The organism is Acinetobacter sp. YH12086 (genome assembly GCF_013419345.1).
GTDB lineage: Bacteria > Pseudomonadota > Gammaproteobacteria > Pseudomonadales > Moraxellaceae > Acinetobacter > Acinetobacter amyesii.
The window spans coordinates 120,149-140,364 of sequence record NZ_VPAF01000003.1 but is presented as its reverse complement, the minus strand read 5'-3'; the positions used below and the strand labels follow the sequence as shown (position 1 = coordinate 140,364).

Sequence of the window (20,216 nt, the reverse complement as noted above, 5' to 3'; positions counted from 1 at the left end):
AGCTTTTTCTCATTTAACTACCCTTCGCTTTAGATCACATTAAAACTCAAAGTATATTTATATCGTTTTAATGCGCCTCCCTTCATTTCAAAAGGCTGCTGATAGTCAATTTTCAGTAAATACTGACCACGATCTGCTAGATTAAAATTTAAGTTTCCATCTTGATCAGTTTTAAGCGTTTTATAAACCTTTCCTTCACGGCTGTAATCCGTGGTTTGCTGCAAAATTTCAATCTGCAAACCCGCAACCGCTTTTTTCTGATCTAGCACTTTCAGTTGTACTGGCTCATTTTGCATAATGGCATTCGGATGAGTTTTAAATTGCACATCAAAACCATCATATAAATGATTCACCACTTGTGTAGACGTTACACGACGTGATACAAAAGTTTCAATGATTTCCTGCGTTTGAATACTTTTGATTTGCGACTTTTTAGTCAACTCGGCTGTATAAATGACATTTGCATTCGCAGTTTTTTGAGGATCACGTATACCATTGATTAACGCTTTCCACTGCTTTTGATCATAAGCAAAACGCGCTGTACTTCCCTGTTTTTCACCACGAATACGATACGTGCCATCTTGCTTATTCTCTAAACTATAACTGCTGACCGTTTGCGTTTTTACCCAATCGGCATCTGTTAAATGCAGCTTATCACCTGATGGTGTATGTACATGGAAATTAAAGTTTTTAATGGCTATTTCAGAAACAAACGGATTGTCATAAAAACCAGAAAGAATGGCACTATGATTATTAAATGTTTGATAGTTTAATGGCGCCACATAAGGATAATGCGCTTCAGCCTGACCAACCGCACACAAAGCGATACAGAGTAAAGTGAATTGTAATTTCATATTAAAGAAGTGAGCTTAAATTGTTTGATTCATAGAGATCGTTTCATTTTAGATTCACCCAAGATAATTGTAAATAATTCTTATTATCATTTATTTTAAGTGCATAAAAAATCCCCCATTTTGGAGGATTATTTTATCAAGCGGCTTTGACTGGCACACCACTATGAAAGCGGAATAAATCATCTGGGCTGCTAATCAGATTTTTTTCAACTTCACGAATATGCTCAATACGCATCTGAATATCTTCTTTCGGGTTCTTTAGCTTATTGGTCGTCGCCACATCCATGGCCAATGCTAAATAGTCCTCATAATGGCGTGATTCAGACTTTAGCAAATAGCGGTAGTAACGCCCCAACTCTTCATCCACATGTGGTGCAAGCGCATAGAAACGCTCACATGACCGTGCTTCAACAAATGCGCCAATCACCAAGATATCAATTAACGCTTCTGGCTCATAAGTCCGCACTTCTTTGCGTAGGCCACCTGCATACCGTCCAGCACTGATTGCAGTCCATTCCTGACCACGTTTTGCCATCAGTTCCAGCACTTGCTCATAGTGCAGCATTTCTTCACGTACTAGCTGTGCCAGTTTGATTTGTAAATCCGAGAAAAAACTATAACGAAACATCAAATTCATTGCTGTACTTGCTGCTTTCTTTTCACAATTGGCATGATCCTGCATCAGGATATCCAAATTATTTAAAGCTTCATCTAGCCATGCTTTTGGTGTTTCACACCCCAAGAAGCCAATGACTGGCTTCATTAGGGCATCATAATCAATATTTGACATATACTTTACTTAAAAATTAACGTGCAGATTTAATCGCAGCTTTCATTTGTTTTACAGACTGTGCCAATCCAATAAACACTGCATCAGCAATAATCGAGTGACCAATATTCAATTCATGAATTTGAGCAATGCGCGCAATCGGAGTGACATTGTCAATATTTAAGCCATGACCAGCATTCACAATCAATCCTTTAGATGCCGCATATTCAGCACCTCGAATAATACGTTCCAGCTCTGCTTTCTGCGCTTCAGGTGTTTCAGCATCTGCATATGCACCTGTATGCAACTCAATCGTAGGCGCACCACAGGCAATCGCTGCATCAATTTGAGCAAAGTCAGCATCAATAAATAATGAAACTTCGCAACCAATCGCCGCGAGTGCTTGAGTCGCGTTTTTTACATCTTCAAAATGCCCAACCACATCTAGACCGCCTTCAGTCGTGACTTCTTCACGCTTTTCAGGAACAAAGCATACATGATGCGGCTGAATCTCTTTGGCAAATTCAACCATTTCATTGGTCACTGCCATTTCAAGGTTCATATGGGTTTTCAATACAGAACGCATACGACGTACATCATCATCTTTAATATGGCGACGATCTTCACGTAAATGCAGCGTAATCCCTTCCGCCCCCGCTTGCTCACAAATAATTGCGGCATTCACAGGATCTGGATAAGTTGTCCCACGTGCATTTCGTAGTGTTGCCACATGGTCAATATTTACACCAAGCAAAGCTGCCATAATTCTTTCCTAATGACGTTGAGTTTGAGAATTCTGTATCCACAATTGACGACTTTTTAATGGACGATCGCCAAGCAAGGAAGTAATCATTTGTCGGTACAACTTAGACAGTAATTGTAACTGTTCAGGATTAAATTCCCCACCTTTTTCATAATCACACATACTTAAAATATGTTGACCTGACAATGTTGCGCGTGAGGCTTTAATGACAGGTTGAAAACCTTCGTTTAAATGAAATTGATAATTTTCATGAGGCTGAATTTGCTGTTGATTTGCATCAGTTGAAAAATCCAATGCAAAACCCAACTCTTCAAGCAGCACATGCTCAAATTGTCTAAGGATTTGCCGTAAGAATAGATCAGGGTTGGCCTGGACAGACATGCATTGAAGTTTTTCCAAGGTGTGTGCATATTGAGCAAATGTCTCAGGCATCTCAAACTCTAACGGACATAGCCTCAATAAAACTTCATTTAGATAAAATCCTGAAAAAAAAGCATCACCAAAAAAGAAAATCGGTTGATTTACAATTTCGAGTTTACTAAAGTTTTTAAGTTCGGACTTACCAGATGCTTGCAAGCAAATTGGTTGATACTGGGGAGGTGGCGTTTGCCTGAGAATACCATCAATTCGACCATGCTCCTGAGTAAACAAGTGCACAATATGACTTTTTTCACGATATTTACGATGGTGAATTAAATAACCATGCAGTATCTCATTACGCATGATTTGAAATATTAATCCTTGTCTTTCTTTTTCTTGTCGTCTTCATCTTCATCCCCATCTGGAATGACTGCACCCACAACTGCAGCAGTACCTTTAACCACGCCTTTTGTGGTTTTATAAGCCACTTTGACAGGAACAGTAACGATTTTATGAATACACCCTTGTAGAAACAAAACACATGCCACTACAGCTAATACTTTCATCATTACTCTTCCCTCAAAGTTTGTTATTTAACGATTAGATATCGCTATAACCCAAGCTTTTCAACGCACGTTCATCATCAGACCAACCACCTTTGACTTTCACCCAAAGTGTCAGCATGATTTTTTGCTCGAACATTTTTTCCATATCCACACGTGCATCCATACCGATTTTTTTCAGTTTGGCACCCTTCTCACCAATAACAATGGCTTTTTGGCCAGAGCGATCGACAAAAATCGTCGCATCAATATAGGTACATGCCGCTTTAGGACGACCAGTTTTTGGATTAACTGTTGCTTCTTCTGTTTTAAACGATTCAATTTGAACCGTTAAATCATAAGGAAGCTCTTCACCCAATTGACGCATGATTTTTTCACGGATAATTTCAGACGCAAGGAAACGCTCTGAACGATCCGTTAATTGCTCAAGTGAATACAGTGGTGGTTGGAATGGCAGATATTTCTCAATCGTGCTGCGCAAATGATCTAAATTTGCACCGCGCAACGCTGATACAGGAACAATTTCTGCAAAATTCATCAATTTTGCACGCTCTTGTATCAAGGGTAATGCATGGTTTTTATTTTCTAGCGTATCAATTTTATTGATCACAAGAATAACCGGCATATCGGCATTTTTTAGCTTTTCTAACACTAAATCATCATTCTGTGTCCATTTGTCTGCATCAATCACAAACAAAACTAAGTTCACATCACGAAGTGCAGAATGTGCCGCACGGTTCATCATTTTATTGATGGCACGGACTTCTTTTTTGTGCATCCCCGGGGTATCTACAAATACCGCTTGAGATTTTTCGCGTGAGTCAATACCCACAATTTTATGACGTGTGGTCTGTGGTTTACGAGAGGTAATGGAAAGTTTTTGACCCAAAATATGGTTCATCAACGTTGATTTACCCACGTTTGGACGACCAACAATCGCCACAAACCCACTTTTAAAATCGGCAGGAATTTCAGTGCCTTGTGCACTAAAAAACTGACTAATTAAATCGTTACTGTCGCCTTGCGACTCGTGATCAGCATCTACGTGATCGGAATGAGTAGTCATTAAGACTTTTTCTCCAAAATTTCTAAGATTTCTGCCGCTACTGCCTGTTCAGCAAAGCGACGGCTTGAACCTTCACCGTATTTAACAGGGAGCCCTTCAACTGTACATTCAACTTTAAAATGTTGGTTCGGAGCATCACCCTGAATATCTACAACCTCGTAAACCGGGAGAGGTTTTTTACGTGCTTGTAAATACTCTTGCAAACGTGATTTAGGGTCTTTCAGTTGATCGGTCGGTTCAATATGATCTAAATATGGCACATACCATTTAAGAACAATCGGTTCCAGAATTTTTAAATCCTGACAATCGACATAGATTGCACCAATGATCGATTCAACGGTATCCGCAAGTATAGACTCACGATGATGACCGCCAGATTTCAACTCACCTGTACTCAAGATTAATTCTTGACTGAGTTTTAAGTCATTGGCAATTTTTCCTAGCGCTTCCTGACGAACCAGTGTCGCACGCATACGCGTTAGACGCCCTTCATTTTCATGCGGGTAGGCATGGTACAGATAATTGGCAATTATCATACCCAACAATGAATCGCCCAGATATTCTAGGCGCTCATAATTGTATTTATGGCTCACCGATCGGTGGGTCAAGGCCAGTTGCAACAATTCAGGTTGTTTAAACTGATAACCGATACGACTTGCTAAACGAGCTTCATTTAGCTTGGACTGAGCTTTGATCAAAACTTTTCTCGAACTTCAACACAATATCAATATTCAATAAGAAAGGTTTTCTTATTTCATAATTTTTTTCCACTCGTAAACCATTATCATTGTTTACTTGTGCAATATCTGAAAATTTAATATCAATCATATTCATATTAAATCGTTTATCCATTTCCTTTACAAATCCAGCTGGACTAATATTCTTAGGAGCACTAACAAGTTGCTCACGGATCTGACTATTAATCATCCGATCCTCAAAATATGGCCCCCATACTGCAATTGCAACCTTCGCCATAAATGCAAAACCAACTACAGCTAACATTATAGCTAAATAAGACGTTCCCCGTTGATGTCTCATTTTATTTTCCTGATGTAAGACTAATCAATACTGCCATTACGACTAAATGAAGGCAGTTTTAAACCAGGTTCCTTATGCATCCACTTGTAAAAAGCACGTCCAGTGAGGTTTTCTTCAGGCACAAAGCCCCAAAAACGACTGTCCGCACTTTGATCGCGATTATCCCCCATCGCGAAATAGTGACCTTCAGGAACCTTAACTTCCCAATATAAACCATTTTCTGTTGAATATTTACCATTTTCAACATAGTTGATAAATGGTGCTTGGCGCGCAACATTGACGCCTTCAAGCTCACGCATGGTAAACGTATGCTTACCCATGGTTTCTTTATGATAAATCGATGTAGGTGTATCAAGTTGATCTTTTTCACGGCTAAATTCTACAGGAACTTTTGCCACCTTTTGACCATTCACACTCAGTTGACCATGATCGTAAATAATATGATCACCTGGTAAACCGACCACTCGTTTAATATAGCTGATGGTTGGTTGTGGTGGATAACGGAATACAATGACATCACCACGCTCAGGTTCACCGACATCAAGAATTTTTTTATTGACGATAGGTAAACGTACGCCATACTGATATTTATTCACCACAATAAAATCACCTGTTTCTAAGGTTGGAACCATAGAGTCAGATGGAATATTAAATGGCTCATATAAGAATGAACGCATCACCAAAACTATCGCAAGAATCGGCCAGAAATCATAAGCCCATGCGATAACGACATTTTCATTCCCTTTACCTTTGGTCTGCCGTTGCTTCCAGACAAACTTATCCAATAGCCAAATTAAGAAAAAAATGACTGTGGCAGGAACAAGGATCAAATTAAAGTCAAAATCCATGAGCTCATAAACCTCTATTTATTATCTTTCTACTTTCAATACAGCAAGGAACGCTTCTTGTGGGATTTCGACGCTGCCCACTTGTTTCATACGTTTCTTACCTTCTTTTTGTTTCGCAAGAAGTTTCTTCTTACGCGACACGTCACCACCATAACATTTAGCCAAAACGTTTTTACGCATCGCTTTTACAGTTGAACGTGCAATGATTTGTGCACCAATCGCTGCTTGAATAGCCACATCGAACATTTGACGTGGAATTAAATCTTTCATTTTTTCCACAAGTGCAATACCACGATGGCGAGCATCTTGTCGGTGGCAAATCATGGCCAAGGCATCAACCTTTTCACCGTTGATTAACACATCCACCTTAACTAGAGATGAACTCTCAAAACGCACAAAGTTATAATCTAACGATGCAAAACCGCGTGAACATGATTTCAATTTATCAAAGAAATCCATCACTACTTCAGCCATTGGGATTTCAAACGTAATGGCCACTTGGTTCGCCATAAACTTCATATTCTTTTGAACGCCGCGACGTTCAACACATAAAGTCATCACATTACCCAAGTATTCTTGCGGTACTAAAATGTGACATTCAGCAATTGGCTCACGTAAGTCTTCAACTGTTGAACCATCAGGCATTTTAGAAGGACTGTCGATATAAATGGTTTGACCATTTTTCATCACCGCTTCATAAATTACGGTTGGTGCTGAAGAAATCAGGTCCAGATCATACTCACGTTCTAAACGTTCTTGTACAATTTCCATGTGCAGCATACCCAAGAAGCCACAACGGAAGCCAAAACCAAGTGCATCTGAACTTTCAGGTTCAAAGAACAACGCTGAGTCATTAATTTGCAGTTTGTGCAGCGCCTCACGGAACGGTTCAAATTCACTTGAATCGATTGGGAATAAACCTGCATAGACCTGTGGTTTCACTTTTTTGAAACCCGGTAAGCTTTCAACTTCTGGTGTAGTTGCCAAGGTAATCGTATCACCAACTGGAGCACCAAAAATATCTTTAATACCCGCGATCACGAAACCAACTTCACCTGCTTCGAGCATGTCAGTTTCTGTATGTTTAGGATTAAAAATACCTACTGAGGTGATGATGTGTGTTTGACCAGTTGATTTCATCAACATTTTATCGCCTTTACGCACACGACCTTCTTTAATACGAACTAAAGAAACCACGCCCAAATAGTTGTCGAACCAAGAGTCAACAATTAAGGCTTGTAATGGTGCATTACGATCGCCTTCGGGTGCAGGAATGACATTGACTAGTGTTTCAAGCACCCCTTCAATGCCTAGACCGGTTTTAGCTGAACATGTAGGTGCTTCAGTCGCTTCGATACCAATAATGTCTTCAATTTCTTGAATAACACGCTCTGGCTCTGCTTGCGGCAAATCAATTTTATTTAAAACAGGTAGGACTTCTAAACCTTGTTCAATTGCTGTATAGCAGTTAGCAACAGACTGTGCTTCGACACCTTGTGCAGCATCGACAACCAACAGTGCACCTTCACACGCAGCCAATGAACGTGAAACTTCATAAGAAAAGTCAACGTGCCCAGGTGTGTCAATAAAGTTAAGCTGGTATTCTTCACCGTTAGGATGAGTGTAATACAAAGTCACAGACGTAGCTTTAATCGTGATACCACGCTCACGTTCTAATTCCATAGAATCTAGAACCTGTGCCTGCATTTCACGATCTTGCAGGCCACCACAAGTTTGAATAAATCGGTCGGCAAGCGTCGACTTACCATGGTCGATATGCGCAATGATCGAGAAGTTACGAATGTTTTTTATATCAACAGATTTTTTAGCTTGCGCCATGGGCTACCTTGGAAAAATAAAAGCGCTATACATGCAATTCTTTATGCATAGCAAAAGCCGAATAGAAATTGCCGAGGATTATAGCAGATGGATTTTTCAAAGTATCGAAAATAATGCATTGCTTTTATGCTAACTACTTTTCCTGCGTGTAGAACTTAACTAGTCTTCGCTTTAGTATGAGGTTTCAATTAAAAATCAGAAATCATAAGTACTAAAATCAAGCGGATTTATGCTATCTGCGATGGGTTGATAAGCTTGGGTAAATGTTGGCGACATGCGCTTTGGACGGCCTGTAGCAATTTCAATGCATGCCCACTGTGTATTGCCTGTAAATAATATCGCTTTGTCTTTAGGGCGATAAAATACGTACTGCCGAAACGAATACAATGCATTGATATCATTTAGCCAAGTTCGTAAAATAATCTCCTCACCTTCGAGCGCTGCTTTACGATATTGCACATGATGCTCAACAGCGACCATGGCATGCTTCAATTCAATATATTCTTTTAAGCCTAAACCCAAAGCTTCAATATGTGCTGTCGCGACATCTTGCATCCAACTGACGTACACCACGTTATTCACATGATTTAATGTGTCGATATGTTCAGCTTGAACTGTAATTTTTAAATCAAAGATATCGCTCATAGCGTCCTGCAAATTTTAAATTGTGGCCCACAGTCTACCCATTTTTATCTAAGGGTGAATTGCAAAAACGCTAAAGTTAAAAAACCACTCGCTTGGAGTGGTTTTCATTTAGTAACTCATTACTGAATACGCATGCCCACAATCGCACGCTGCCCCTGACGAATCAAAGAAACACGTGCAATGCTACCATTTTTCAACTCAGAAATAACTTTCACAAAATCTTCAGCATTGTTTACGACTTTATTATTAACTTGGGTGACAACATCCCCCGGCTGAATTCTCGCTTGTGAAGCTATACCACCAGCTCGCACATCTTGAATCAAGACACCGCCTTTTAGACTCAGTTGTTTTAATTCATCTGCGTTTAAGTTGCGAATTGACACCCCAATCACAGGACCTTTTTTCACAGATGTCGTTTCAGCTTTTGCAGGCGTATCATCTGGTGCTGTGATCAAGGTTGCTGAAATATTTTGGCGTTTATCATCACGCAGCACTTCAAGCTGAATACTTTGATTTGGACCTGTACGATTAAGATAATTCAGCAGTTCGCCTGTACGTGAAATTGGTGTGCCATTAAATTTCAAAATGACATCACCCACTTTAAAGCCAGCTTTTGCAGCAGGTGAATTTGGTGCAACTTGAGTAATCAAAGAACCTTCTGGTTTTGAAAGGTTATAAGACTCTGCAAGATTACGATCGATATCTTGTAGCATGACGCCTAAATAAGCACGTGTTACCTTGCCGTTTTTCTTTAATTGGTCTGCAACATCCATTGCAACATCAATGGGAATCGAGAACGATAACCCCATATAACCGCCTGTACCACTAAAGATACGAGAATTTACCCCGACCACTTCACCAGACTGATTAAATAATGGACCACCAGAATTACCCGGGTTCAATGCCACGTCGGTTTGAATGAATGGAACCGAGGTTTCTCCCATCATATTACGCATTTTAGCACTAACGATTCCTGCCGAAGCTGAATAGTCAAAGCCAAATGGTGAACCAATGGCCAACACTGGCTCACCTACACGTAAACGGTCAACATTGCCTGTGCGTAGCTCAGGAAAATTTGAACCTTTGACCTTTAACAAAGCCACGTCAGTCCGCTCATCACTACCCACAACTGTGGCATCAATTTCACGGCGGTCATTCAGTACAATGGTGACTTTCGAGGCATCTTCTACCACATGATGATTGGTCAATAAATAACCATCTTTACTAATAAAGAATGCGCTTCCATAACCGGTCTTTTCTTGCGGCATTTTTTGCTGCGGAATAACCACCTGATTACCGAAAAAGCGTCGTAATATTTCTGGGACTTGTTGCTGCAAAAGCTCTTCTTGACTAAGCTTTTTAACCACATTCACGCTTACGACAGCTGGGCTGACTTGTTCAACCAAATTGGAAAAATCAACAGGACCCGCTGCCTGAGTCTGCACGCTAGCAACCGTAAACACAGCTGCATAGAGTCCCTTTTGTAAATACGATTTATTCATTGTTAGCATTCACTCAATTGTGCTTATCATTTGAAATACGTTAGTTTTTATCACAATGCAAGTCTAAGCTTCGTAATAAAATGTTTGATGATTATTTATGATATACAATCTTAAACATTCCTTAAATATTACAGATCTATGAATATTTTTCATTATTTAGTTAATTTATAGTCATTGCGTTTTTAGGCAAAAACAGTTGTGATGATCGGACATTTTTAAAATTAGCTGATGGACATGTCTAATTTAAACACGATACATCAATTTGATGTAATTATTGTGGGAAGTGGCGGTGCAGGCCTAAGTTTAGCCCTATCGCTACCAGATCATTTTAATATTGCTGTTTTAGCTAAATCGACGCTGACGGATGCCAGCACATATTATGCCCAAGGTGGTGTTGCTGCCGTCCTCGATAAAACAGATTCTATTGAACAGCATATCAATGACACCATGATTGCCGGTGCGCATTTATGTGAAATGGCGGCGGTAAAACAAACCGTTGAAGGTGGTAAATCTTCTGTCGATTTTCTACTAAATCAGGGTGTGCAATTTACTTTAGACGAACAAGAACAGTTACATCTGACACGTGAAGGTGGTCACTCTCACCGGCGGATTATCCATGCAGCAGATGCCACAGGTCGTGCTATTTCCACAACATTGGTTGAACGTGCGCAAGAAAAAACCAATATTCATATTTTTGAAAATTTTATTGGAATCGATTTAATCACGGCACAAAAATTAAATCCTGAAGCTGAAAACCGTGCTCTCGGTCTGTATGCTTTAGATGAAAAAACCGAAAAAGTACATACCTTTTTAGCACCCTTCACTGCCCTTGCCTGTGGTGGTGCCATGAAGGCATATTTATATACATCAAATCCCGACATTGCGACGGGTGATGGTATCGCCATGGCGTATCGTGCAGGCTGCCGTGTTGCCAATATGGAGTTTAACCAATTCCATCCAACCTGTTTATATCATCCTCAAGCTCGCTCTTTCTTAATTACCGAAGCGATGCGTGGCGAAGGTGCCTATTTACGTCTTCCAGATGGTGAACGCTTTATGCTGCGCTTTGATGAGCGTGCCGAATTAGCACCACGCGATATCGTAGCGCGCGCTATTGATTATGAAATCAAACGTCTAGGAATCCGTCATGTTTGGCTTGATATCACCCATAAACCTGCAGAATTTGTCAAAGAACATTTCCCAACATTGTATGCACGCTTAATGGAACTCGGTATTGATATTACCAAAGAAATGATCCCAGTGGTTCCTGCAGCACACTACACCTGTGGTGGCGTTGTGGTTGATGAAAACAGTCAGACCGATATTCCAGGCCTATATGCCATTGGGGAAACCTCTTATACCGGCCTACATGGTGCAAACCGTATGGCGAGTAACTCCTTACTGGAATGTTTTGTCTATGGTATGAGTGCTTCAGCACATATCACAGCACAGCATCAAGGAACTTATCAGGCGCCTCATGTCCCAGAATGGGATGACTCGCAAGTGACCAACCCTGATGAAGACGTGGTGATTTTGCAGAATTGGGATGAACTTCGCCAAACCATGTGGAACTACGTCGGTATTGTCAGAACAACCAAGCGCCTCCAACGTGCCCTACACCGCATTGAAATGCTTAAGCGTGAAATCACCGAGTATTACCAAGATTACCAAGTCAGTAAAAATCTGATTGAACTCCGTAACTTAGTATTGGTATCAGAAATGATTGTGCGCTGTGCAATGGAACGTAAAGAGTCTCGTGGTCTGCATTTCACTTTAGACTATCCTGAACAAGCAGACGAACTACGTAAAACGGTGTTAAGTCCACCCGATTTCACGGTTGATTGCCCTGTAGTTAATACTGAGTTAGTCTCTTAAAACTTTTAAATCAAAAAAAGCCGCACATGAAGTCGGCTTTTTTTTGATTTTACTACCCATAAATATGTAATGCCGCTTTGAAAGTTTCTAAGTGCAGATTTACAAGATCATTCATATTTTGATAGCCCCCAGCCAATACAAACATCAGCGGAATATCTGCACGTTTAGCCAATTTAAAGACCATTTCTTCGCGTTTCTGTATCAAAGCGGTACTAAACCATGATGAGCCAAATGGGTCAGCTTGATGACAATCCATTCCTGCTTGATAAATGATTAAATCTGCACCCCATGCTTTGGCATGCTGTATTCCCTCATGTATAGCCAAGGTATATTGTGCAAAATTTCCACGATCTTTATGCACATGCCGAGTTAAAGAACGTTCATAAGTAGGACAACCAAAACGTAGCCCATAAATACTAAAGTTAAAAAGGTTCTCTAAGCGTCTAGTAAACTCAGCTGTACCATTCCCCCCATGTTGATCGCAATCGAGTACAAAGATTTTTTTATTCGGATTCTGCTGTGCCACAAAAGCCAAACCATTGAAGGTACAAAATGATCCGCCATATTCATACACTGCATGATGAAAACCCTGTGCAACATTTGCTGCAATGCCTTTTTGCAAAGCCATTTCTGCTGCCATCAACTGCCCTGCATTGATTCTCAGCACTGCATCTCGAAGCTGAGTATTCCAAGGCTTAAAACCTGAAAAGGTCGCAAGCTTAGTGGGCTGCCCTGTCATAAATGCGTCCACATAAGCAGGATCATGCACTTGGCTTAAAATTTCAGCGTCAATACACTCAGGTTCGTGTATTCGGATGTTCTGCCATTGTTCTAAAGCTGTTCCAACTGCCAATAATTTTTCCATACTATTGGTATGGGTATGAGCAAAATATTTTGGCGAAAAGCATACATCTAACATGATGGAAATACTCAAAGTTGCGCTATCGCCACATTTATTAATTGCTGAAGCTCAGTCGTACCTGGACTATACAGACCATTATCCACTTGCTGCTGAAAATGTGTACTGAATGCACGTTTTCGATTTTGTGGCGACACAGCCAAAGTCGTTAAGCGTAAAAACCACCACCCAGAAATGGCCTGATAAGGAATCACAAAACCTTTAAATTCACGATTCCCCCGTTTTTCAACTAATTGTTCTGCATCATAATCGACGGAAAAAAGTGAACCGGCTGGAATACGGACACCATTCATGAGTACAGGTTTCAAGCTGATACAAGAATGGTTATCCCCCATATTTAATTTTTCCATAAATAAGGGCTGACCGTATTCATCTACAAAAATATTAATTTCACCGCTACGAAATACACGTCGATGTGCAATTTTTAAAAAGAAATTTTCAGCCATTGGACAAGAGCCAACTTTTGGCTTATTAGCCAGTGCTTGTACTTCAACGATTTGGTTTTCAGTTGACGATTTTGGCAAAATCAGATCTTCAATCAAGGTACAAATAAGCTTACTTTCTTCCAAATTTGCATGTTGCTGAATTTGACGCAAACTTTTTTGAAGATGTAATTCTTTCTGTAAAACCTCGTAAAAGTCTGTAAATTGTTTCAATTGCTGAATATTTTGATTTAAATTTTGATTTAAATCTAGATGACGCCAACCTGACAAATCTAAATGATAAGCACGACTTTGATCTAAAATTTTGCGTAAACCATGCGTGTCATATTGATCAAAGAGTTTGAGATCTTGAAATTCATGTGATGCACGCGGCAAATTAATATATTCAGCTAACACACGTGTGGCTTGAGTATATCCACAGCCACGTCGTTCGGTTTGATGTGAGTAATGCTCATTCAGCATTTCTGTCAATTTTTCTGACAATGGATATGCATGCTCCTGAAAGAGCCGAACAATTTCATGTGCAGTAGCAGTCATGTATTTAACCAATCAAATCTGTGATTCAATTATAGATTTAAAATAACACTTATGAGTTGATTGATTTCTACTAAGCTCTTGAAATTATGCAAATAAAAATACACTACGCAGAAAATTCACCAACCAATGCACAATTTATTTAGACAGACTGCTGCATTTTAATCCAATCTAATGGATCAACTGCATATTTTCAGTTCAATATCGCTGCGGAGGAATCGAATAGCTACCGGTAATATGAGCCACAGGCTCTTCAACACCCTCTGAATAAACCAATACCTCACCATAAATGATGCTTTTACCGACTTTAAGTAATCGACATTCTCCCCGCAAATCTTTATTCGCCTCAGGCTTCCTTAAAAAGTTAATATTCATACTTGTGGTGACTGCAAGTCCGACAATTCCAATCTCTGCAAGTATTGCCACATACAATGCAAAGTCCGCCAAAGTCATCATAGTCGGGCCTGAAACAGTATTGCCAGGCCGCAAATCTTTTTCAGTCACATGCCAAATTAAAGTGGCAGCCTTTTCACCAACTTCAACGATAGTGCAATGCTTTAAGCTTGGCGCAAATTCAGTCTTAAGGAAATTGATAATCTCCTGTTTTGTAGCATGCATAAAAAATCATCCATAACTTTTGCTATGAATGATTTTTAAATCAATTGCCTAACAAATACTATGGCATTTTAGATCTGCTGTAGATGCGATAATGCCTGTTGGAAAACATGCTCAGGTGTTTGGGTTGCGTCAAGGCGTTTCATTCGTTCAGGGTGCGTTTGATGAATCTCAGCAAAACCTGATCTTACTTTCTCAAAGAAAGTTGCTTTCTCTTGTTCAAAACGGTCTAAAGCACCACGCTCTCTTGCTCTTAACATTCCTGTTTCAATCGGTGCATCAAGCCAAAAAGTAATATCCGGTATACGCGCAACAAAACTTGCATTTAAGACATTGAGCTTGTCACGATCTAAACCACGTCCTGCACATTGATAAGCAAAACTCGAATCAGCAAAACGATCACATAAAACGATTTTACCTTCTGCCAATGCAGGTAAAATCACGCGCGCCAAATGCTGTGCGCGTGCAGCATACATAAGTAACAACTCTGTATCATCACTCATTGCTTCATCATGATTGACGGCCAAAAGTAATGCACGAATTTGTTCAGCCATAGGTGTACCACCCGGCTCACGTGTAAGTACGACATTTTTACCCAAATTTTGGAAATGATCATGTAATTTACGAATGAGTGTAGTTTTACCCACACCTTCCGTGCCTTCAAAACTAATAAACATGCTCACTCCTTAGTTTTTCGCACGAATTACCGATAAATACTCTTGTACCGCTCGGTTATGGTCTGACAAATTACTGCTAAATTTATGACCACCGTTACCTGTTGCCACGAAATAGATGTTATTTGACGCATCTGGATGCATCGCGGCTTCAATGGCTTTTTGACTTGGCAAAGCAATCGGTGTAGGCGGTAAGCCATTGATCGTATAAGTATTATATGCTGTAGGTGTACGTAAATCTTGGCGAGTGATATTGCCTTGGTATTTATCGCCCATGCCATAAATCACAGTTGGATCTGTTTGCAAACGCATCCCTTGTTTGAGACGACGCACAAATACACCAGACACTTGTTCAAGCTCACTATCAATACTGGTTTCTTTTTCAATAATCGACGCCATAATCAAGGCTTCATATTTATCTTTATACGGTAAATTTTGAGCTCGATTGTTCCAAGCCTGATCTAAGGCTTTGATTTGTCGGTTATACAAATCCTTCAAAATTTTGCGATCAGACTCGCCTTTTGCAAAGAAATAAGTATTCGGAGCAAATAAACCTTCTGGGTGTGAATAGGGAATGCCGAGCTCTTTTAAAATTTCTGCATACGGTAAATGACTGATGTCATGCGTCACCAAAGGGTCATTTTTTAAAGCATCTATCAGTTGCTTAAATGTCGTCCCTTCGATCACTAAAATTCGATTCATTTGCGCATTTTCAGAATTCGAAATCAACTCCATAACTTCTCGTACACTCATACCTTCATGAATTTCATACACACCTGCTTTTAAGGTGTCATTAATCATGAACTTTTGATACAACTTCAAAATAATAGGAAAATGAACTTGTTTCTCTTTCGCTAGTCGGTCAATAAATCCTGAATAGGTATCCCCTGCACCAATCGCCAACATTTGCTTTTTGCCTTCCACAGGATAGGCCTTAAATAAACTCGACCACAGTAAGATCGCCACAAGTACAACGATACCAAGTAGCACAACCAAACATGCTTTAAATGGAAAACCTGCTGTGGCAGATTTTTTCTTATTTGTTTTTTTAGACACGGTGGACATATTAACGAATCTGACTTAATTGAAGTGTTCGGAAAAGTTCAATACAAGCTTGAACATCTAACTCAACTCCATTCAGAGTTGATGCAATTTTCATGGGACTTAAAGCATTGCAGAAAAAAACACTCTGAAAATGCGTAATTTCATCCATATTGACGTGACGTTGAGTACATGGAATCTGATGCTGCAGCATCCGTTTTAAAATTTCTGCACGCATGACACCATGCACGCCATTATAACGAAGTTCGGGTGTAATCCATCCTTCATTTGTGCGAATAAAACAATTACTGCTCACACCTTCAACAACTGTACCTTGCACATCCGTCACCAAAGCTTCGCCCCATGGGGTTTGATCCAACTCTGCTTTGAGCATAACTTGTTCTAATCGATTTAAGGACTTCAAACCCACCAAACTTGGCATGGTTAACCCAATGGCTTGATGTAATACACCACTTTCGACAGTTTCGTACTCAAAATCTGCAACAGCTTTGGGGTAATAAAACACCCAAACATCTGCTGGATGCTCAGGCAAACTATAGCCACGCTGACCAATACCACGACTCAACACAATTTTTAAAGTGCCATTGACGATATCTTGTTTACGTAACAATTTTAAAGTGTCTTCAATAAGGTTTAAATCTGCATTTAGCTTTAATCGCTCATTGCTCAGTTTTAATCGTGCAATATGTAAAGCTAAAAGTTCTATTTGTCCTTGGCGAATACGTGCCGTGCTAAAACAGCCATCGCCATAGTGAAAGGCTCGATCAAGTAAATTAACTTGTTCTATTTGCTGCGCATTTTTAAAACACTGCATACGTCGTCATCCCAATTACATCACTTTATTTTAAAAAATAATCGCTCAGCATATATTTCTTTTTTGTTCATATTAAATTCTTTTTTAATTATTTTTTCTGCATTAAAACTACAGATATTCTTGCCTCATTCAACAAAACATGTATAAAAATTGAGGACAACATGAATCTATCGAAATTAAAACTTGGGGTTTTGGCTGCATTCATTTCTGCCACAGCATTCAGTGCATCTGCCAAAGATTTCTTAAATGTGTCATATGATCCAACCCGTGAATTGTATGATAACTTAAATAAAGACTTTAGTGTTTACTGGAAAAAAACCACAGGCCAAGACATTAACTTTAAACAATCTCATGGTGGCTCAGGCAAACAGGCTCGTGCAGTTATTGATGGTCTAGATGCAGATGTCGTCACTTTGGCTTTGGCTGCAGATATTGATGAAATTGCTGCACGTGGTTTAGTTGCAAAAGACTGGCAAAAAAAATTCCCGCAAAACTCAACGCCATATACATCGACCATTGTGTTCTTAGTGCATAAAGGCAACCCGAAAGGCATTAAAGACTGGGGCGATTTAATTAAACCTGGTGTCGACATTATTACCCCGAACCCAAAAACATCGGGTGGTGCGCGCTGGAACTATCTAGCAGCGTGGGCTTGGGCAAAACATCAAGCAGGTGGTAATGATGCAAAAGCCCAAGAATTTGTCCGTCAAATTTATAAGCAAACCAAAGTCCTCGACTCAGGTGCTCGTGGTGCAACAACTACATTCGCTGAACGTGGTATTGGTGACGTGTTATTGGCTTGGGAAAATGAAGCACATTTGGCAGTTCGTGAACAGCCAGGTAAGTTTGAGATTGTGACCCCTTCACTTTCTATCTTGGCCGAGCCACCTGTTGCGATTGTAGAAAAAAATGCTAAGAAAGATGGCAATGAAAATTTAGCCAAAGCGTATTTAAATTATCTGTACTCACCTGCAGGTCAAACTATTGCCGCACAGAACTATTATCGTCCACGTAATGCGGCAGTTTTAGCAAAATATAAAAATGTTTTTAAACCTTTAAAACTCGTCACGATTGATAAAGAGTTTGGTGGTTGGAGCAAAGTGCAGAAAAAACATTTTGAAAATGGTGGTGTCTTTGATCAAATCGTGAAGATCAATAATTCAAAATAATGCTTTAAATACTGAAAAGCATCTTCCTTTCGCATAAGGTCGATGCTTTTTTTTCGTAGACACACTTATTATCTTTTTTATTCATATAAAATTCGTTTTTAATTATTTTTTATGCATAAAGATTGGCGCTATTCTTCATCCATGTTACAGACTAAGTAAAAATTATTGAGGTTTCACATGAGTCTTTCCGCAAAATTAAAATTGGGTGTTCTTGCAGCAGTCATCTCGACGGTTTCTTTTGGCGCAGCTGCAAAAGACTTCTTAAACGTATCTTACGACCCAACGCGTGAACTCTATGAAAGTGTGAATAAAGACTTCAGTAAATATTGGGAAAGCCGTACAGGTCAAAAAATTAATTTTAAACAATCTCACGGTGGTTCAGGTAAACAAGCACGTGCAGTCATTGATGGCTTAGATGCCGATGTGGTGACTTTAGCACTTGCAGCGGATATTGATGTGATTGCAGAAAAAGCCAAACTTTTACCTGCAGATTGGCAGAAGAAACTTCCACAAAACTCAACGCCATATACCTCAACAATTGTGTTCTTAGTCCGTAAAGGCAACCCAAAAGCGATTAAAGATTGGGGCGATCTGGTTAAACCAGGCGTAGGTATTATCACCCCAAACCCGAAAACCTCAGGCGGTGCACGTTGGAACTATTTAGCTGCGTGGGCTTGGGCAAAACATCAAGCGGGTGGTAATGATACAACAGCTCAAGAATTTGTCCGTAAGATTTATAAAAACACCAAAGTACTCGATTCAGGCGCACGTGGTTCGACTACGACCTTTGCTGAACGTGGCATTGGTGATGTATTACTGGCTTGGGAAAATGAAGCACATTTAGCGATTCGTGAACAACCGGGTAAATTTGAAATTGTGACCCCTTCACTTTCAATTTTAGCTGAGCCCCCTGTTGCTGTTTTAGAAAAAAATGCAGAGAAAAAAGGTAATCTTTATTTAGCCAAAGGTTATTTAAACTTCCTTTATTCACCACGTGGTCAGCAAGTCGCAGCTCAGAACTTTTACCGTCCACGTAACGCTACAACGCTTGCACAATACGCATCAGTCTTTAAGCCACTTAAACTCGTAACCATTGATAAAGAATTTGGTGGTTGGGATAAAGTCCAAAAAGCACACTTTGAAAATGGCGGCGTGTTTGACCAAATCGTCAAAGCCAACAATGGAAAATAAGACCATTCATTGACTGAATCAGGAGAACTTGACATGACACATACAGTAATTGTCCCGGGTGTAGGCGGTAGTGAACACGTACATTGGCAATCTTGGTTACAACGTCAGCTCATGTCTAGCTCTCGTGTTCAGCAAAAAGACTGGAATCATCCTGTACTAAAAGACTGGATTAAAGAATTCGTTAAAACCGTACGACCTTTACAGGGTGAAATTCAAATTGTGGCGCATAGCTTTGGTTGTTTAACCACGGTGGCAGCATTGGCCTTGTATCCAGAACTTAATAAAAAAATCAAAAATTTAGTTTTGGTTGCGCCAGCCAATCCAGCACGCTTTGGAGAAAACGGCTTTGCACGCGACAGTACAACGGATTACAAAGCATTTTTTCATCAGCTGAGTATTCGTGTGCCGACAACGATGTTGATTAGTGAAAATGATCCTTGGCTTGGCTTTGAAGATGCAAAACAACTTGCTGATGCTTGGAAGCTTTACCCTGTGAATATGGGTGCTGTGGGTCACATTAATGTTGCATCAGGTTTTGGACCGTTTCCTGAAATTTTCAATTACTTAATTTCAGAAAACCACATGAAACATATCAGCTTTACTGATGAAAACAAGTATTTATTTCAATTTGCTTTTTAAGTACTGAGCATTAAGCTTGTCGCAAAATCATTTA

General features: G+C 39.8%; 22 protein-coding genes. 4 read left to right on the top strand and 18 right to left on the bottom strand.

The window, feature by feature from the left end; translation table 11 throughout:
• Window positions 1–29: 29 nt before the first annotated feature.
• The 12 genes from FTU29_RS05415 to FTU29_RS05360 all read right to left on the bottom strand — a co-directional run bounded on the left by FTU29_RS05415 (window position 30) and on the right by FTU29_RS05360 (window position 10,247).
• On the bottom strand, window positions 30–854 hold the full coding sequence (locus FTU29_RS05415) for a DUF4198 domain-containing protein (RefSeq protein WP_180120758.1): 825 nt from the start codon (window positions 852–854) through the stop codon (window positions 30–32).
• A gap of 136 nt (window positions 855–990) precedes the next feature.
• Window positions 991–1,644: a tRNA-(ms[2]io[6]A)-hydroxylase gene (locus FTU29_RS05410; RefSeq protein WP_078191997.1), complete on the bottom strand. Its 654-nt coding sequence runs from the start codon at window positions 1,642–1,644 to the stop codon at window positions 991–993.
• Window positions 1,645–1,660: 16 nt separating this feature from the next.
• Window positions 1,661–2,386: a pyridoxine 5'-phosphate synthase gene (gene pdxJ / locus FTU29_RS05405; RefSeq protein WP_111883982.1), complete on the bottom strand. Its 726-nt coding sequence runs from the start codon at window positions 2,384–2,386 to the stop codon at window positions 1,661–1,663.
• Between the two features lie 9 nt (window positions 2,387–2,395).
• Entirely contained in the window at window positions 2,396–3,112 is a 717-nt protein-coding gene (gene recO, locus FTU29_RS05400; RefSeq protein WP_180120868.1) for a DNA repair protein RecO, read from the bottom strand.
• Between the two features lie 8 nt (window positions 3,113–3,120).
• Window positions 3,121–3,315 (bottom strand): NF038104 family lipoprotein, encoded by a 195-nt coding sequence (locus FTU29_RS05395; RefSeq protein WP_078192000.1) that lies wholly within the window; start codon window positions 3,313–3,315, stop codon window positions 3,121–3,123.
• A 31-nt stretch (window positions 3,316–3,346) separates the two neighbouring features.
• Entirely contained in the window at window positions 3,347–4,375 is a 1,029-nt protein-coding gene (gene era / locus FTU29_RS05390) for a GTPase Era (protein WP_067765139.1), read from the bottom strand.
• Window positions 4,375–5,073, bottom strand: a complete 699-nt coding sequence (rnc, locus tag FTU29_RS05385; RefSeq protein ID WP_111883979.1) for a ribonuclease III — start codon at window positions 5,071–5,073, stop codon at window positions 4,375–4,377. The genes era and rnc overlap by 1 nt, the downstream gene beginning before the upstream one ends.
• Window positions 5,045–5,413, bottom strand: a complete 369-nt coding sequence (locus FTU29_RS05380) for a DUF4845 domain-containing protein (RefSeq protein ID WP_078190327.1) — start codon at window positions 5,411–5,413, stop codon at window positions 5,045–5,047. The genes rnc and FTU29_RS05380 overlap by 29 nt, the downstream gene beginning before the upstream one ends.
• A gap of 20 nt (window positions 5,414–5,433) precedes the next feature.
• A complete protein-coding gene (gene lepB / locus FTU29_RS05375) occupies window positions 5,434–6,261 on the bottom strand; it encodes a signal peptidase I (RefSeq protein ID WP_111883978.1) in 828 nt (275 codons plus the stop codon).
• Window positions 6,262–6,282: 21 nt separating this feature from the next.
• Window positions 6,283–8,100, bottom strand: coding sequence for a translation elongation factor 4 (lepA, locus tag FTU29_RS05370; RefSeq protein WP_111883977.1), 1,818 nt, complete (start codon window positions 8,098–8,100; stop codon window positions 6,283–6,285).
• A gap of 195 nt (window positions 8,101–8,295) precedes the next feature.
• On the bottom strand, window positions 8,296–8,745 hold the full coding sequence (locus tag FTU29_RS05365) for a thioesterase family protein (RefSeq protein WP_180034352.1): 450 nt from the start codon (window positions 8,743–8,745) through the stop codon (window positions 8,296–8,298).
• Window positions 8,746–8,864: 119 nt separating this feature from the next.
• Window positions 8,865–10,247, bottom strand: a complete 1,383-nt coding sequence (locus FTU29_RS05360; RefSeq protein ID WP_111883975.1) for a Do family serine endopeptidase — start codon at window positions 10,245–10,247, stop codon at window positions 8,865–8,867.
• Between the two features lie 228 nt (window positions 10,248–10,475).
• Here FTU29_RS05360 and nadB point away from each other — a divergent pair, with 228 nt between their 5' ends.
• Entirely contained in the window at window positions 10,476–12,122 is a 1,647-nt protein-coding gene (nadB, locus tag FTU29_RS05355) for an L-aspartate oxidase (RefSeq protein ID WP_111883974.1), read from the top strand.
• Window positions 12,123–12,174: 52 nt separating this feature from the next.
• Here the strand turns inward: nadB and FTU29_RS05350 are convergent, their stop codons facing one another.
• The 6 genes from FTU29_RS05350 to pabC form a co-directional block, all read right to left on the bottom strand.
• Window positions 12,175–13,041, bottom strand: a complete 867-nt coding sequence (locus FTU29_RS05350) for a histone deacetylase (protein WP_111883973.1) — start codon at window positions 13,039–13,041, stop codon at window positions 12,175–12,177.
• Window positions 13,042–13,052: 11 nt separating this feature from the next.
• Window positions 13,053–14,021 carry a hypothetical protein gene (locus FTU29_RS05345; protein ID WP_180120756.1) on the bottom strand — a complete coding sequence of 323 codons (969 nt, stop codon included), beginning with the start codon at window positions 14,019–14,021 and terminating at the stop codon, window positions 13,053–13,055.
• A 195-nt stretch (window positions 14,022–14,216) separates the two neighbouring features.
• Window positions 14,217–14,636 (bottom strand): PaaI family thioesterase, encoded by a 420-nt coding sequence (locus tag FTU29_RS05340; protein ID WP_180076822.1) that lies wholly within the window; start codon window positions 14,634–14,636, stop codon window positions 14,217–14,219.
• A gap of 68 nt (window positions 14,637–14,704) precedes the next feature.
• On the bottom strand, window positions 14,705–15,310 hold the full coding sequence (gene tmk / locus FTU29_RS05335) for a dTMP kinase (protein WP_180040130.1): 606 nt from the start codon (window positions 15,308–15,310) through the stop codon (window positions 14,705–14,707).
• A gap of 9 nt (window positions 15,311–15,319) precedes the next feature.
• The gene (mltG, locus tag FTU29_RS05330; RefSeq protein WP_180120754.1) at window positions 15,320–16,372 is read right to left on the bottom strand and encodes an endolytic transglycosylase MltG; all 1,053 of its coding nucleotides are present in this window, start codon (window positions 16,370–16,372) and stop codon (window positions 15,320–15,322) included.
• A 1-nt stretch (window position 16,373) separates the two neighbouring features.
• Window positions 16,374–17,183, bottom strand: coding sequence for an aminodeoxychorismate lyase (gene pabC / locus FTU29_RS05325; RefSeq protein ID WP_180120752.1), 810 nt, complete (start codon window positions 17,181–17,183; stop codon window positions 16,374–16,376).
• Window positions 17,184–17,344: 161 nt separating this feature from the next.
• Here pabC and FTU29_RS05320 point away from each other — a divergent pair, with 161 nt between their 5' ends.
• From FTU29_RS05320 to FTU29_RS05310, 3 genes are all read left to right on the top strand, one after another.
• Window positions 17,345–18,352, top strand: a complete 1,008-nt coding sequence (locus FTU29_RS05320; protein ID WP_180120750.1) for a sulfate ABC transporter substrate-binding protein — start codon at window positions 17,345–17,347, stop codon at window positions 18,350–18,352.
• Between the two features lie 177 nt (window positions 18,353–18,529).
• Window positions 18,530–19,543, top strand: a complete 1,014-nt coding sequence (locus tag FTU29_RS05315; RefSeq protein WP_180120748.1) for a sulfate ABC transporter substrate-binding protein — start codon at window positions 18,530–18,532, stop codon at window positions 19,541–19,543.
• 33 nt (window positions 19,544–19,576) lie between these two features.
• Entirely contained in the window at window positions 19,577–20,182 is a 606-nt protein-coding gene (locus tag FTU29_RS05310; RefSeq protein ID WP_180120747.1) for an alpha/beta hydrolase, read from the top strand.
• Window positions 20,183–20,216 lie beyond the last annotated feature (34 nt).